11 protein-coding genes are annotated in these 14,115 nt (G+C 43.0%); 4 read left to right on the plus strand and 7 right to left on the minus strand.

Going from position 1 to position 14,115, the window contains the following annotated elements; genetic code table 11:
* Window positions 1-21 precede the first annotated feature (21 nt).
* Window positions 22-1,188 carry a nucleotide sugar dehydrogenase gene (locus N4T56_RS11990; RefSeq protein ID WP_261733387.1) on the minus strand — a complete coding sequence of 389 codons (1,167 nt, stop codon included), beginning with the start codon at window positions 1,186-1,188 and terminating at the stop codon, window positions 22-24.
* Window positions 1,189-2,578: 1,390 nt separating this feature from the next.
* Between N4T56_RS11990 and N4T56_RS11995 the strand changes: the two genes are divergently transcribed.
* From N4T56_RS11995 to N4T56_RS12005, 3 genes are read left to right on the plus strand one after another with little or no spacing between them, the layout of a single operon-like run.
* Window positions 2,579-3,244 carry a transglutaminase-like cysteine peptidase gene (locus N4T56_RS11995; protein ID WP_261733388.1) on the plus strand — a complete coding sequence of 222 codons (666 nt, stop codon included), beginning with the start codon at window positions 2,579-2,581 and terminating at the stop codon, window positions 3,242-3,244.
* 21 nt (window positions 3,245-3,265) lie between these two features.
* Entirely contained in the window at window positions 3,266-5,329 is a 2,064-nt protein-coding gene (locus tag N4T56_RS12000; protein ID WP_261733389.1) for a bifunctional diguanylate cyclase/phosphodiesterase, read from the plus strand.
* A gap of 27 nt (window positions 5,330-5,356) precedes the next feature.
* The gene (locus tag N4T56_RS12005) at window positions 5,357-5,752 is read left to right on the plus strand and encodes a hypothetical protein (RefSeq protein ID WP_261733390.1); all 396 of its coding nucleotides are present in this window, start codon (window positions 5,357-5,359) and stop codon (window positions 5,750-5,752) included.
* A 284-nt stretch (window positions 5,753-6,036) separates the two neighbouring features.
* Here the strand turns inward: N4T56_RS12005 and megL are convergent, their stop codons facing one another.
* From megL to N4T56_RS12035, 6 genes are all read right to left on the minus strand, one after another.
* Window positions 6,037-7,221, minus strand: a complete 1,185-nt coding sequence (megL, locus tag N4T56_RS12010; RefSeq protein WP_261733391.1) for a methionine gamma-lyase — start codon at window positions 7,219-7,221, stop codon at window positions 6,037-6,039.
* A gap of 126 nt (window positions 7,222-7,347) precedes the next feature.
* A complete protein-coding gene (oleD, locus tag N4T56_RS12015) occupies window positions 7,348-8,409 on the minus strand; it encodes a 2-alkyl-3-oxoalkanoate reductase (RefSeq protein WP_261733392.1) in 1,062 nt (353 codons plus the stop codon).
* A 9-nt stretch (window positions 8,410-8,418) separates the two neighbouring features.
* Window positions 8,419-10,113 carry an olefin beta-lactone synthetase gene (oleC, locus tag N4T56_RS12020; protein WP_261733393.1) on the minus strand — a complete coding sequence of 565 codons (1,695 nt, stop codon included), beginning with the start codon at window positions 10,111-10,113 and terminating at the stop codon, window positions 8,419-8,421.
* Between the two features lie 57 nt (window positions 10,114-10,170).
* Entirely contained in the window at window positions 10,171-11,046 is an 876-nt protein-coding gene (locus tag N4T56_RS12025) for an alpha/beta fold hydrolase (protein ID WP_261733394.1), read from the minus strand.
* Window positions 11,047-11,093: 47 nt separating this feature from the next.
* Window positions 11,094-12,143 carry a 3-oxoacyl-ACP synthase III gene (locus tag N4T56_RS12030; protein WP_261733395.1) on the minus strand — a complete coding sequence of 350 codons (1,050 nt, stop codon included), beginning with the start codon at window positions 12,141-12,143 and terminating at the stop codon, window positions 11,094-11,096.
* A gap of 250 nt (window positions 12,144-12,393) precedes the next feature.
* Window positions 12,394-13,680, minus strand: a complete 1,287-nt coding sequence (locus N4T56_RS12035; protein WP_261733396.1) for an SAM-dependent methyltransferase — start codon at window positions 13,678-13,680, stop codon at window positions 12,394-12,396.
* Window positions 13,681-13,758: 78 nt separating this feature from the next.
* On the opposite strand from N4T56_RS12035, the gene N4T56_RS12040 reads away from it, so the two are divergent.
* A complete protein-coding gene (locus N4T56_RS12040; RefSeq protein WP_261733397.1) occupies window positions 13,759-13,986 on the plus strand; it encodes a DUF1289 domain-containing protein in 228 nt (75 codons plus the stop codon).
* The last annotated feature ends 129 nt before the right edge of the window (window positions 13,987-14,115 follow it).

Genomic DNA, 14,115 nt, shown 5'->3' on the forward strand with positions numbered 1-14,115 from the left:
TTAATGTTTGTGTATCTATCATTAATCATTCCCAAATAAATCTCTTGTATACACTTTCTCTGCAACGTCATTTAATTCAATGGCAGTTCTATTGGACACAATCACGTCCGCTTCTGCTTTAAATTGCTCTAGAACGCGATAGACTTTAGAGTTGAAGAACGAATCTTGTTCTAATACTGGCTCGTATATAATCACCTCAACGCCTTTTGCTTTAATGCGCTTCATGACACCTTGAATACTCGATGCGCGAAAGTTATCTGAGCCTGACTTCATGATTAAACGGTAAATGCCGACTTTCTTTGGATTACGCTTTAGGATTGATTCGGCAATAAAATCTTTACGGGTAGTGTTTGAATCAACAATCGCAGAGATTAGATTATTTGGAACATTTTCATAATTTGCCCGAAGTTGTTTGGTGTCTTTTGGAAGGCAGTAACCGCCATAACCGAATGACGGATTATTGTAGTGACGGCCAATACGAGGGTCTAAACACACACCGTCGATAATTTGCTTACTGTCAAGACCGTGCGACTCTGCGTAGGTATCTAATTCGTTAAAATAAGCGACACGTAAAGCTAGATAAGTATTAGAAAATAATTTAACCGCTTCAGCTTCAGTTGAATGTGTATACAGCATCTCAATGTCTTGCTTTATTGCCCCTTGCACTAATAAGTTGGCAAAGGTTTTGGCTCGTTCACTTTGCTCACCGACGATAATGCGTGATGGATATAGATTATCGTAAAGTGCTTTACCTTCACGCAAAAATTCAGGGGAAAAAATGATGTTGGCACAATTAAGTCGTTGTTTGAGTTGTTCTGTGTAACCTACTGGTACCGTTGATTTGATAATCATCACTGCATTTGGGTTAACACTGATTACATCGTTAACTACAGACTCTACTGAAGAAGTATTGAAGTAGTTTGTTACAGGGTCGTAGTCTGTTGGTGTGGCAATGATAACAAAATCGGCATTGGTATAAGCGGCATGTTTATCAAGTGTTGCTTTAAAGTTTAATGGCTTGTTTGCGAGGAAGTCTTCAATTTCGACGTCGGCTATCGGCGAGATTTTATCATTAAGTTGGCTAATTTTTTGCTCGACAATATCGACAGCCACAACCTCGTTATGTTGTGCCAGTAACATTGCGTTTGATAAGCCAACATAGCCTGTGCCTGCTATGGCAATTTTCATTTGATAAACTTCCTTTTAAAAAATTGAAAAAGTGACAAGTGACAAGTGACAAGTGACAAGTGACAAGTGACAAGCAAGTCAAATTCAAGGTCAAAAGCAAAGTCAAGTGCAACAAGAAACACTTGGATCCCTGATAACAACTCTCAGGAATGACGGCATTAAAGATGACAGCTAAAAGATGACTTGTTTAATTGTTTTCTCTGAAAAAAAGCACGCTACCGCCACTAGATTGCAGCCTCTAGATTGCTGTGAAACCTGTTAACTTTTTATTTTTACTAATACTTTTTTCTACTAAGAAGGTTGGCGTTTCAGAACGAAACAGTAGATTGGTCATGCGAGTTTACTCGCTGCTGGGGTGGAGAGTGATGTGTTAACTCGCCAGCCCTGGCAATACATAGTGTTTTGGGGTGGGTTGATACACCTAACAATATGTATTTTGGACGCAGTAGGAAACAACAACGATATGAGATCGCATCGGTAACTAATGAGGTAAAATCAAAATGATTTATGGCTCTAAACAACAGCTCACGGTGGCATCATGCCTTGTATGGATGTTCCCTTTCTACTTTCTGTTTTTACGTCTGTCCTCTTAATGATTAACTAACTATAGTTTATATCGTAATTCAATGACAGTTTTTTGACGATCTTTTATAAAGTACTATTTTTATGTCGTTTGACTCAATTTAAACACTTCAAACGACACGTTGACGACTATAAGACTTACTCGTTAACTTTTACGTCATGAGTACGGTAAACAAGCCGCATCACCTTTTAATTAATACCTTTAGTGGTGTCATTTAATTAAAAGTGAGATTTTTTGTGGTCTCACATGCTACATTTTGGAACGAAAAGTGCTGTTTTGGTGCAATTCAAATTACATCACTTTAGAGATATCATTTTTTAAAATTTTGATTACCTTAACCTTTCTACCTGTAATAAAAAAACTCAAGCTATTGTTTTTATTAATTTTAAAATCAACTTCATCCATGCAAGGTAATGTTACTTACACATTAGTATTTTTGCTAGCGCTAATTTAGCTTAGTTTTTAGTTAGAATTTGTATATTTTTTAACCATAACGACACGTTACCGCTGTACTACGTCTTCAACTTAAAATACAACAAACAATTAACATACCAACAAATTGACAGCGTCAAATTTAATTTTAAATATACCTAATTTGAGATAACAAATTTACGATGCAGCTTGTACGACTTTTGAATGACCCAACCCCAAATATCGCGTTTTAAACATTCGAGCGTTGTTATTATCGCCATTTTATTGTCGTTTTAGGATTTAGTAGCTTATGATGGTGTTGTTATAGCATTCATTTGTGTAGCTTTATTACAATACTTTTAATCGGAATTTACAGTAGGCATTTTGGGCATTCGCTTGAATAGTTTAAGCAAACTTACCTTTTACCGTTGGCTCATACTGCCTGTGGTGTTTTCGGCTATGTGTATTGCCAATATCAGCGATGAACTATTCACCACTGATTTTTTCAAGCTAGTAGAGCAGCGTTATGGTGTTAAGCGAGTTGATGATTTTACAGACTGGCGAGCTACCATAAACGAAGGTTTGGGTTTAAGTGATACCGAGAAATTACATTTAGCCAATCAATTTGCCAATCGCCGTATAGGTTTTACCAGCGACAGCGAGCACTGGAATAAAAGCGATTATTGGGCAACGCCTATAGAGTCTTTAGGCACTAAGGGTGGTGATTGCGAAGACTTTGCCATTTTTAAATATTTTACGCTCAAAGCTATGGGCGTTGATGAAAGTAAAATGCGTTTAATGTATGTGCGTGCACTACTGATAAACGAGCCACACATGGTGCTGATTTATTTAGATACCCCTGGTGCGATGCCTTTGGTGCTAGATAATTTAAAGACAAAGATTTTACCAGCTAATCAACGCCGAGATTTAAAACCTGTTTACTCATTTAATGGGCAAGGTTTATGGTTGGCAAAAGCACAAGGTTTAGGCAGTAACAAACCCACAAGCTCAGGTACCAAAACCTGGACAGATTTAGTAAATAGAATAGAAAACGGCGAATAACAAAAAGCAGGGTTAACAATTATGTTTAGAAAGGGAATGTCTTTACGGTTGCAATTGTATTTATTGATTGCGTGTTTGTCTTTGTTTAGCTTTAGCGCGGCGCTGTATAATAATGTGTCGAACATGCGAGACTATTTAAACGAGCAATTGGCCTCACATGCTCAAGGGGCAGCCCACAGTTTGGGATTGTCTATATCACCTTATATGGATGAAGAAGGTTTAGTAATTGCCGAAACCATGACCAATGCCATTTTTGATTCTGGTTATTATCAGCACATTACTTTTACCAACCTGGACGGAAAGGTATTATTTAACCGCGACAATCCTCAAGGTAACTTTGCGGTACCACAATGGTTTATTGATTGGTTTACCTTAACCCCACCAGTGATGACCAGTGAAGTCAGCGACGGCTGGCGTATTGCGGGTCAACTCGAAGTGCAATCTCATGCGGGTACCTCATATAAAAGCTTATGGGACCATGCTGTAGACACCTTTAGCACCACGCTGTTGCAGCTGTTTGTGGCTTTATTGTGTGTGTATTTTATTTTAAAAGCGGTGCTTAACCCGTTACGTTATATTGAAAAACAAGCTGAGTCGGTTATTCAAAAACGCTTTACTTTAAATTCTATCAACCCTTTTACTTCTGAACTTCGTACTGTTGTTAATGCCATTAACCGTATGGTTGAAAATGTGCAGCGCTCGTTTAACGAGCAAACCAAGCTGGCTGAGGCGTTGTCGCATGAGGTATACATTGACCCACATACTGGCCTGCCAAACCGCCGCGCATTATTAAAACGTTTTGAGTCGATTCAGGCTGAATATGATGTTCACGGAAATCGATTTTATTTGGGTTTAGTGTCTATGACCTCGTTAAAACAAATTAACGATATTGAGGGTTATGGCAGTGGCGATGATTATATTTTGTCTGGTGCACAACTATTTAGTCAGCAGATGAGTAGTTTGCAAGATGCTACTTTGTACCGTATCTCGGGCTCTGAGTTTGCGTTTTTAAGCTTATTAACAGAAGAAGCAGCTAACGAAGTCGACCAACAGCTTGCCGCTAGCATTATGATTGAAAGCTCATCGCGCTTTAGCCATGGCTTTGCCAAGCATTCGCTTACCCAGGTAAATCAACAAGAAGATTTTACAGAGGTGGTAAAACGTTTAGATCATCAGCTAGTTCATAACCAATATGCCGAAAACAATAAAGGCTTAGTGTCGGCTGAATCTATGCAAAAGAACCATTCGCGTGAAGAGTGGGTTGGCATTTTAACTCAGTTTACTGAATATTTTAAAAACGAAATTAGTAACAGCAACAGTAAAGACTTTTCGATTAAGTGTATTCCGTTAGATAAGATTTTCGATTTAATGCTGCAACCTGTCGTAGATGATAATCAAACGATTTTATACGTTGAGTCATTTGTGCGCTTTAAAGTGGATGGCGAGATATTATCAACACTCGATGTGTTCGCAATGGCTGAGCGTTTAGGTGTACTGCAAGAGCTTGAGCAAGCCGTAATATGTTTTATATTTTATAAGTTGCAACACATTGAACATACACGAGTCGCGATTAATATTAGCAATCGTGCGCTGCATAACCCGGTATTTACTGATTGGTTGTTCGATCTTTACCAAAAAATGCACAAAACGCTTCCACCACTTTTGTATGAATTTAACGAGTCGGGCGCCATGCTTTCTTTAGAATCTACCGAGAAATTTATTCGCCGAGCTAAAAAATTAGATATTGATATTGCGATTGAGCGTTTTGGCTCAAGTTTGAGTTCGTTTTGCTACATCCGTAACTTAAACATTGATTATATTAAGATTGATCCTACTTATGTACGTGATATAGCCGAAGCCGATACCCGCTTTTTTGTGCAGACCGTGATACAAATATGCCATGGTATAGGGATAAAAATCATTGCACCACAGGTAGAGTCGTCCATGATAGGTGAACATTTTTCACTCATGAACATCGATGGATTGCAAGGGAATGGATTGTATGCTGTACGGAATTTCAGTACAATTATTCCTGCTAATGCAACAAACACATGGATCAAGTGCACTACAGTTGAACGACTTTAGCCACTCACCGAATCACGAGGCAACATAATGCGTAAGAATAAATTAACCCTGTTATTAGTTTCAGCATTAATGACCACAGGCATGTCTGCTGGTGTGATTGCGGCTGAAGAAACTCAACTTGCAAGTAATCAAACGGCCCCAGTATCTGAAGTGTCTGAACAACTGGCGGCATCACTTATTGCAGCAAATGGCGATGAGGCTTTAATTATTGAAGCCATTCAAGCCGCTTTTGCAGCAGGTATGACACCTGATGATATTTTGGCTGTAGCAATTGCTGTAGGCGTTGACCCTGCAATTGTAAATGCGAACCTTGAAGAATTACAAACTGCAGCTGGTGGCGCATTTGGCGCAGCCCCTTCACCTGGCGGCACAGGTTTCGGTGGCGGCTCTGGCGGTGGTGCTGGAACAATCTCAAGCAACTAATACTCACTCGTTGCATCACATTAAAAGCCCATTAATTTGGGCTTTTTTGTGGGTGTTTCTAAAAGAATGAACTAGGTGGTAGGTATTATTACTCTACCCGCTCGTCAGTTTTTTCCGTCATCCTCGAGTGCTTTCATTGAGGGTCCAGGTGTTACTTTATCGCCCGTCATTCCTGAATGTTGTTATCAGGGATCCAGGTGTTGCTTTTAAGTATCAAGTGAGCTTCGCTGCAAGTGACAAGGACGGACTTCGTCCTGCAAGAAAGACCAACAGTCAAAGACAAGTTACAGCAATGCTTGTTCTATATCTGCTATTAAGTCTTGTACGTTTTCTAGGCCTACTGATATGCGCAGTAAGTTGTCGGTGATTCCTGCCTCAGCTCTGGCTTCTGGGGTGTAGGGTGAGTGGGTCATGGACGCTGGGTGTTGAATGAGCGATTCGGCGTCGCCTAGGCTGACGGCGATGGTGAACAGTTGAAGTCGGTTGACGAAGTTAATTGCGTCTTGCTTGTTGCCTTTTAGTTCGAATGCGATGACGCCGCCGGCGCGTTTCATTTGGTTACCCACAAAGCGGTGGCCTTGGTGGTGCGATAAGCCGGGGTAAAAGACCTGGCTGAATTTAGGGTGTTTATCTAAATATTCAGCTAACACTTCTGCGTTGTCACAATGACGAGTTAAGCGGACGTCTAGGGTTTTTAGCCCACGTAATATTAACCAAGCGTCGTGGGGTGATATCACGCCACCAAAGTCTTTTAATATTTCAAATTTTAAGCGGTGCATGTGCTCTGCCTTGCCGCACACTATGCCTGCGATTACGTCGCCATGACCATTTAAATACTTAGTTGCGCTGTGGATCACCATGTCGATACCAAGGGCGAGCGGTTGCTGCAATAGTGGGGTCATAAAGGTGTTATCGACTATCGATACTAAATTGTGGGCTTTGGCGATGCTGGCCATTTTACTCAGGTCGAACACTTGCAGATGTGGATTGACTGGGGTTTCGCAGAACAACACTTTGGTGTTAGGTTTGAGCGCGGCCTCAACAGCATGCATGTCGGTAAAGTCGACTAATGTGGTGCTGATGCCTAGGCGCGTGAGTTGGGTGGTCATGAGGGCGAAGGTGCAGCCATAAACCGCTTTTGATGCAACCAAGTGATCGCCTGCGTGCAAATGGGTTAACAGTGCGCTTGATACAGCTGCCATACCTGATGCGGTTGCGGCGGCATCTTCTGCACCTTCTAACAGTGCCATTTTACGCTCTAATTCTGCGGTTGTTGGGTTGCCTAAACGGGTATAGATGTAACCTTGCTCATCACCCGCAAAACGTGCTCCACCTTGCTCTGCGTTATCAAATACAAAGGTGGCGGTTTGATAAAGTGGCGTGGTGAGCGAGCCAAAAGCTTCGCGTTGATGACCGCCATGAATGGCGAGTGTGGCTTTATCCCATTGACTTTGTTTACTGTGCTGCATTTATTCTCCCTGAACTACCTTGTTGTTAGGTCATTTTTAGCGGTAGTCAGGTTTAAGATACAACGGATTGCTGGTTAACCAAGTTGTTGGTAATAAATAAGCGTGAGAGGGGTTGTCAATACAATGTTACAACGCTAAGCCAGCATTTAAAGACTGCTTTAGTCGCTGCATGCCCTGCTCTATGCTCACCAAGGGTTGGTAGCCTAAATCACGTTTGGCAGCGCTGATATCAAAGTAATGGCTGGTCGAGAGTTGCCGTGCCACAAAGCGGGTCATAATAGGTTCTTGCGATTTATTCAGCAGGCCATATAGGGTTTCAAGCACTACACCTGCGGCATAAGCAACACCAGCAGGCACGCGCTGAGTGACAGGGGCTAAATCGGCACAGGCTAAAATTTGATTTAACATCGCGGCCATGGTGATGGGCTCGTCATTACTTAAAAAGTAAGCTTTACCGGCACTGTTAGCAATATTGACTAAATCGACGCCCGCCAAAATATGTGCATAGGCGGCATTATCGACATAAATGGTGTCGACCAGTTTATCTTGTTTACCCACCAGCTTTAATCGCCCTGCTTTGGCTCGCTCAATGACTCGTGGCACTAAATGAGGATCGTTTGGCCCCCAAATTAGGTGTGGGCGTAGCGCTGTGGTCTTTAAGCTGTCGCTGTTGGCGGCCAGCACCATTTGCTCGGCCAGGGCTTTTGATTCGCCGTAATAATTGAGGTACTGGTTGGCATAAGGGGCTGACTCATCAATGCCGTTTTCATCAACGCCAGCAAAGGTCACACTTGGGGTGCTGGTATACACAAGTGATGGAATATTAAGCGCCATACAAGCGTTGATAATATTGGTTGCACCGTCAACATTGGGTGAATAGTAGCTTTGTTTACTGCCCCACACACCCGCTTTTGAGGCCACATGAAACACCATGTCGCAGCCTTGCATAGCCTGTTTGACACTGGCAAAATCGCTGATGTCGCCACGATACATGTCGACGCCAAGCTCTACTAAGTTGGGATAATTGCCACGGGCAAAACCCACCACGTTTATGCCTGCGGCAAGTAAGCGCTGACAAATCGCTAAACCTAAAAAGCCGCCTGCGCCAGTGACAAACACTTTGTTCACTTTACTGCTGAGTTGCGAAAGTGCGTGTTGCTCTTGTAGTGCTAAATCAGTTAATTGCATGCAGAGCCCTTATTCTCGCCACTTTGCTTGTGCCCACACGGTCAATTTTTCACGGAATATTTTGGCGTTATGGCGTACATCGACCGGAAAGTCAGAATGAATTAAAAAGCGGTTAATGCCTTCGGTGTGCGGGTATTGTTCAGCGAGTTTAATCAAGTCTTGGTACAGTACATTAGCGGTTGAGCATACAATATCTTTGTTTAACTCAATACACACCACAGGCACAGTATCGCCCGCTACCTCAACGCCTACGATGGCAGAGCGTTTCACTTGCGGATGGGTATTAAACACACGCTCACAAGGGATGGTGTAATAGCGTTTTAGCTTTTGATTACCGCGTTTTGCGTCGACAATATGCCCTTTGCGGCCACACATCCACAATAATCCTTCATCGTCTAGATACCCAACATCGCCCATACGATGGCGATAGACTTCACCGTCATCAATTTTGGCATTTTTAGTGGCTTGGTCACGCTGATAATATGATTGACTCACCATAGAGCCTTTAACCACAATTTCACCTATGTGATTTGCGGCTAATGGAGTAATGCTGTCCCAGTTTTTGATGGGGTCATCGGTTATTGCGATAATGCTGATATCAACCGACGAAATAGGTTTGCCGACACAAATGCCTTTGCCTTGATCGGTCAATTCACTGGTGGTAAATAGCGCGTCACTGCCAATCATACTGATGGGTAACGACTCTGTCGCACCATAAGAATTAAGTACTTGCACACCAGGGTTAAGCATTTTACTGAAGCGTTTTATCGAGCTAATGGTCGCTGGTGCGCCTGCTGAAATAACCCGTTTAACACTGCTTAATTTATGCTGTGTTTGCTCGCCAGCCAAGCCTAAGCGTTCAAGCAAGGCTGGGTTAACAAACATATTGCTGCATTGATACTGCTCGATGGCGGCAAATAAGTTTGCTGGATTAGCGGTAATGGGTTTACTGGCATCCATATCTGGCACAATTGAGGCCATACCCAAGGCTGGACCAAATAACGAGAATAACGGAAACGTGGCTAAATCGCGTTCACCAGAGCTAATACAATAATCATTTTTAAGTGCGCTGATTTGTGCTTCAAACATGGCATGGCTGTACACCACACCTTTTGGGGTACCCGTGCTGCCACTGGTAAACAATATGGCGGCCATGTCATCTGCTTTTAGCAAGGCCATATCAAAAGAATAAGCCTCATTTCTGCCGATTTCGGTAATGGTTTCAAGGCTTGTGGCGTTGGCCAACCAGCGCTGTAACCCTGAGCCGCCAACATTAATGACCTGTTTTACACTGCCCTTACCCCAGCCCAGTAAGCGTCTGGCAATATGCGCTTTAGGAATACCGATAAAGGCGTCGGGTTGCGACTCTTCAAAGCATTGTTTGAGGTTTTTAATGCCCATGCCTGGGTCGACTAAAATCGGAATGATACCGGCTTTAAATAGCGCAAACGTCAACGAAAAAAACTCAATGCTTGGGGTAACCATTAACACCGCTTTCATGCCGCGGGTAATGCCGTATTGAATAAGTCCTTTGGCAATCATGTCTGATTGTTGATGTAAGGTTGCAAAGTCGATTTCTTGATAATTGAAGTGACTTTGTTTAGCGTGTTGTACAGCAACCGCTAGCGTGGTCGGCATGTTTTGCGCAGCACGTTTAAGGTGCTGGCAGATATTGGCATTAGCTTGAGTGAGTATTTGAGTCATAAGCAATCATTGTAGACGGTTAAAACAAATAAAAGGCTCAAATGAGCCTTTTAATCTTTAGTTTTGAGCGATAAAGTCTTTAATTAGCCCTATCACTTCGTCACTGGCGTCCTCGAGAATGTAATGACCGCAGTCGGCAAATTCATGCACCTCTGCATGTGGCATACGCTGGCGCCACTGCGCTAAAAAGTGCTTGTCGAATACAAAGTCTTTTAAACCAAAACAAATCAAGGCTGGTACGGTCGCAAATTGACTTAAGCTGTCGCCAATACTTGTGACTAAATCGTAGTTACGGTCGCCTGGCTTTAATGGAATATCTTGCACAAAACGCAATGTTGAAATGCGGTTTTTCCATGAGTCAAACGGCGCTACGTAAGCTTCGCGCACTTCTTTGCTCATAGGTTTACGTTTAACCCCCACATACGATGCCGCAGATGAAAACGCATTTAAGCCACGCACTAATAAGGTGCCGAGTAAGGTTTCACGGCAAATCCATAATGCCCACGGAAACGGCTTGGTTTTAGGTAAGTGAAACGCTGCAGTGTTTAAACACACAATGCGTTTGATGCGTTCAGGATGTCGAGCCGCAAAGCCCATGCCGATCATTCCGCCCCAATCATGTACCACTAGAGTGATGTTTTGTTTAACATCTAGGCTGTCGAGTAAGGCTTCTAAGTCGTCAATACGATTAGTTAAGGTGTAGTCGTATTGTGGGTCATCGGGTTTGTCTGAATAACCGCAACCAATATGGTCTGGCACGATGCATTGATGATTGTCGCTCAACGCACTCACTAAATTACGGTAGTAGTAACTCCAACTAGGGTTACCGTGCACCATCACTACAGGCTCACCTTGGCCTTCGTTGATGTAATGCAGTTTATTGCCGTTACGGTCTAAATAATGACTTTTAAAAGGCAGTAAGTTTTCTTGCATGATGCATCCTGTTAACTATTTTTATAATGAAATGCAAAAATTCAGTGTTACCACTTAATCCCTAACATCATGCAGTTTAGGCCACTGCCTATTCCTAAAAAGCTGACTTGATCGCCAACACGTAAAAAGCCTGCGTCATGTGCAATGGCTGCGGTTACTGGTAGCGATACCGTGCCCATGTTGCCAAGCTTTTGATAGGTTGGGTATTCTTTCTCGTGTGGAATATTCAGTGCGTTTAACACTTGTTTACGATTAGATGCGCCCACCTGGTGACAAATGACTTTATCAACCTGCTCAACTACCCAGTCACGCTGGGCTAAAAAATGCTCCCAGGTGTGTTTGGCCAGTTCAACGCCTTCTTTAAGCAAGGTCACTGCGTCGGTACGCATAAATTCGCGGTACAATAAGTGCCCTGCTTCTTGCAGGCCCCATTGACACAACTGATGATGCTCTGGTGCCGACAAATGACTGGCACCGAGTAACTGATGCTGACGCGTGGTTTTGAGCGGCAAACTGCCGTCGGTCAAAATCACTGCTATGGCGCCTGAGCCACCGGTTAAGGTTGCAAGCGACTGGGCAAAGTTTTGCATTGTCGGCTCAGCAAGCATGTGCTCGATGGTTGCGTCAACAATGTCGCGCGCCGATTCACAAGATACCACCATACCGGCTTTGATTTGGCCAAGTTCAATACGGTTTGCAATATCTAAAATACCCGACAACACACCTAAACAGGCATTGCTGATGTCGTATATTGCGGTGTCTTTTGACACACCCAACTCTGCGGCTATTCGGCAAGCTGTTGCGGGTTCATGTTGGTCGCGGCAAACGCCTGTGTAAACCACAGCGCCAAGTTCGCTGACTTCGATGCCCGTTTCATTAACCGCTTTATGCGCTGCTGCGATAGCGCCATCAGACAGACGATGTCCTTTTGGCCACCAACGACGCTCGGTAATACCGGTTAATGCTGCAAGTTGCCCCATAGGAATACGGAACTTTTGATAAAGCGGTGCTAAGCGAGATTCTAAATCGCTACTCGACACTACTTGTGGTGCTAGCTCATAAGCCAGACTATTGATAAAGACGCGTGAATATTTCATTAAACCGTATAATTCGCTTCGCTCTAGTTAGCCAAAAGCCCCTAGAATAGTTGTTATTCGTTATTAACCCGCCATTTGAACAAGAATGGCTTCATTATTCAATCAAAAACCGCAGCCAAGCTGGGTTATTTAAGGTTTTTTTGCAAGACTGTTAAGCTGGTTGATTAACAACGTCTTTGATTGTTATCGCCTTCAATAAAATACAGGCTATTAAACAAAGGCTTAACTGTAAAAATAATTTTTCTCTTACTTAAGTCGCTGTTTTAATTGCTTGAATAAACGCATTTCGTGGTGTGACACTGTTTGGACAAAATTCACTCAGCAAAACGCGATATCCTTGTTGTTGCAAAAAACACACGCGGTCTAGCAATAACCAACACTCTAATGCACGGCGGAATAAGTGGGCGACTAAATCAATGCGCTTTGTGAGTCGCTGCCTTGCGATACCGCGTTGTAAAAAAACATCAAAATCGATGTCATTGGTTAATGTTAATCCTTTTTGTGCTGCCGCCCAAACACAAAAATCGACAAAACTGCTACTTAATTGACTTTGTTTGATCGTGGGCACAGGTAAGTAAGCATTAATGTCACGTATGTCGCGCTGTAAGCTGTCGAAACCTAAACGCCATGCCACTTCTTGCAAACGCCGTGCTTGTTGTTTAGGGCTGGCAATCACGCTTTGTTGCAGTGGCAGCTGTAAGTCATGTTTTGCAAGCTTGAGGTTGCTGGCTTTAGCCTGAGTTGAGAGGGGCTGATAATGTGAACCTTGTATTAAGTGATAACAACAAGGCGAAATTGAAATCGCTTGAGTATCGGCGTTAGTTGCTAATTTAATTAAGCGCACATGTAAGTCGCCGCAAGCATGCAATGCAATGGCATGTTGCTGCGGATAAAATATTGTCTCATTAGAGTTAAACGATGCAAATGCATCGGCGCATATAAATCGTTGTGGTAATTGCCATTGTGTGGCAAACGCTTGGCCTTGCTCACATAAGCTGGCTTGCCATTCAAGGCTAGTCACTTGTACTTGTTGCTGCTTGGCGACTAAACGGCCTAAATGGCCTTTGCCTGCGCACCATTCTAATACGGGTAACGGCGTTAAATGTGCCTGTTGCTGTGGGTTAATATGCTCAGCAAAAGCGGATATTTGCTGCCATTTCCGCCCTTTTATATGGGCACTAAAATGGGTTAAATCAGCTTGTTCCTGGCCTGTTGGGTCTGCTGTACTCAAGCTTGTAGGCAAAGTGATGACTAACAAGTTTAATTGCTCAATCAGTTCATCAGCGTTTAGCTTTTCACTTTGTTTAATGTCGCTAATGAGGCTGGGTAATAACGTTTGTACAAGTTTATCTTGGTCGGCATCAATATTATCTAATTCTGCATCGTTTAATTGCCATACGGTTTGCGCTAAACAAGGAAATGCCTGCTGCCAAGGTAAGTGGTCACACTCAAACGCCACCAGCTGCCATAAGGGTTTTAATGCTTCAAGCAATGAGTCGAGTGATTTGAACGTATGTTGATAATCGATTGCTGACATATTTTTGCTGACGGTTAACCTTAGCTGATTGAAATGATAGGATGCGTGTCATTGGATGTTGAATCGGAATTGTAAACTATGCACTCGCCTTGTGTCGCCCGTTGTGGCTTAAATGAAGAAGATTTTTGTATGGGCTGTTTTCGCCATATTGACGAAATTGTGATTTGGTCGAGCGCTTCTGATGAACAAAAACAACAGATTTTGGATACCTTAGCCGCTAGAAAGCAACAGTTTTTGGGTGAGACTAATAACCAAACCTTGTCTCGCGCCAAATGGTTAGATGCTGAAAAGCGTTTAAAGCGGTAAAAGTGTATTCAAAGTGACTAAGATGAAGTGTCAAGGGCGCTTCGCTGCAAGTGACAAGGACGGACTTCGTCCTGCAAGAAAAGACATAAGAACAAAAGCCAACACCTGGATTCCGGCTCAGCAGCATTG

The sequence above is a fragment of the Shewanella phaeophyticola genome, assembly GCF_025398315.1.
Lineage (GTDB): Bacteria > Pseudomonadota > Gammaproteobacteria > Enterobacterales > Shewanellaceae > Shewanella > Shewanella phaeophyticola.

Excerpts from the sequence above, each read along its gene's own strand:
- N4T56_RS12035 (WP_261733396.1), bottom strand. The coding sequence starts at position 13,680 with ATGTCAGCAATCGATTATCAACATACGTTCAAATCACTCGACTCATTG.
- N4T56_RS12025 (WP_261733394.1), bottom strand. The coding sequence starts at position 11,046 with ATGCAAGAAAACTTACTGCCTTTTAAAAGTCATTATTTAGACCGTAAC.
- N4T56_RS12000 (WP_261733389.1), top strand. The coding sequence starts at position 3,266 with ATGTTTAGAAAGGGAATGTCTTTACGGTTGCAATTGTATTTATTGATT.
- N4T56_RS12005 (WP_261733390.1), top strand. The coding sequence starts at position 5,357 with ATGCGTAAGAATAAATTAACCCTGTTATTAGTTTCAGCATTAATGACC.
- N4T56_RS12030 (WP_261733395.1), bottom strand. The coding sequence starts at position 12,143 with ATGAAATATTCACGCGTCTTTATCAATAGTCTGGCTTATGAGCTAGCA.
- oleD (WP_261733392.1), bottom strand. The coding sequence starts at position 8,409 with ATGCAATTAACTGATTTAGCACTACAAGAGCAACACGCACTTTCGCAA.
- N4T56_RS12040 (WP_261733397.1), top strand. The coding sequence starts at position 13,759 with ATGCACTCGCCTTGTGTCGCCCGTTGTGGCTTAAATGAAGAAGATTTT.
- megL (WP_261733391.1), bottom strand. The coding sequence starts at position 7,221 with ATGCAGCACAGTAAACAAAGTCAATGGGATAAAGCCACACTCGCCATT.
- N4T56_RS11990 (WP_261733387.1), bottom strand. The coding sequence starts at position 1,188 with ATGAAAATTGCCATAGCAGGCACAGGCTATGTTGGCTTATCAAACGCA.
- oleC (WP_261733393.1), bottom strand. The coding sequence starts at position 10,113 with ATGACTCAAATACTCACTCAAGCTAATGCCAATATCTGCCAGCACCTT.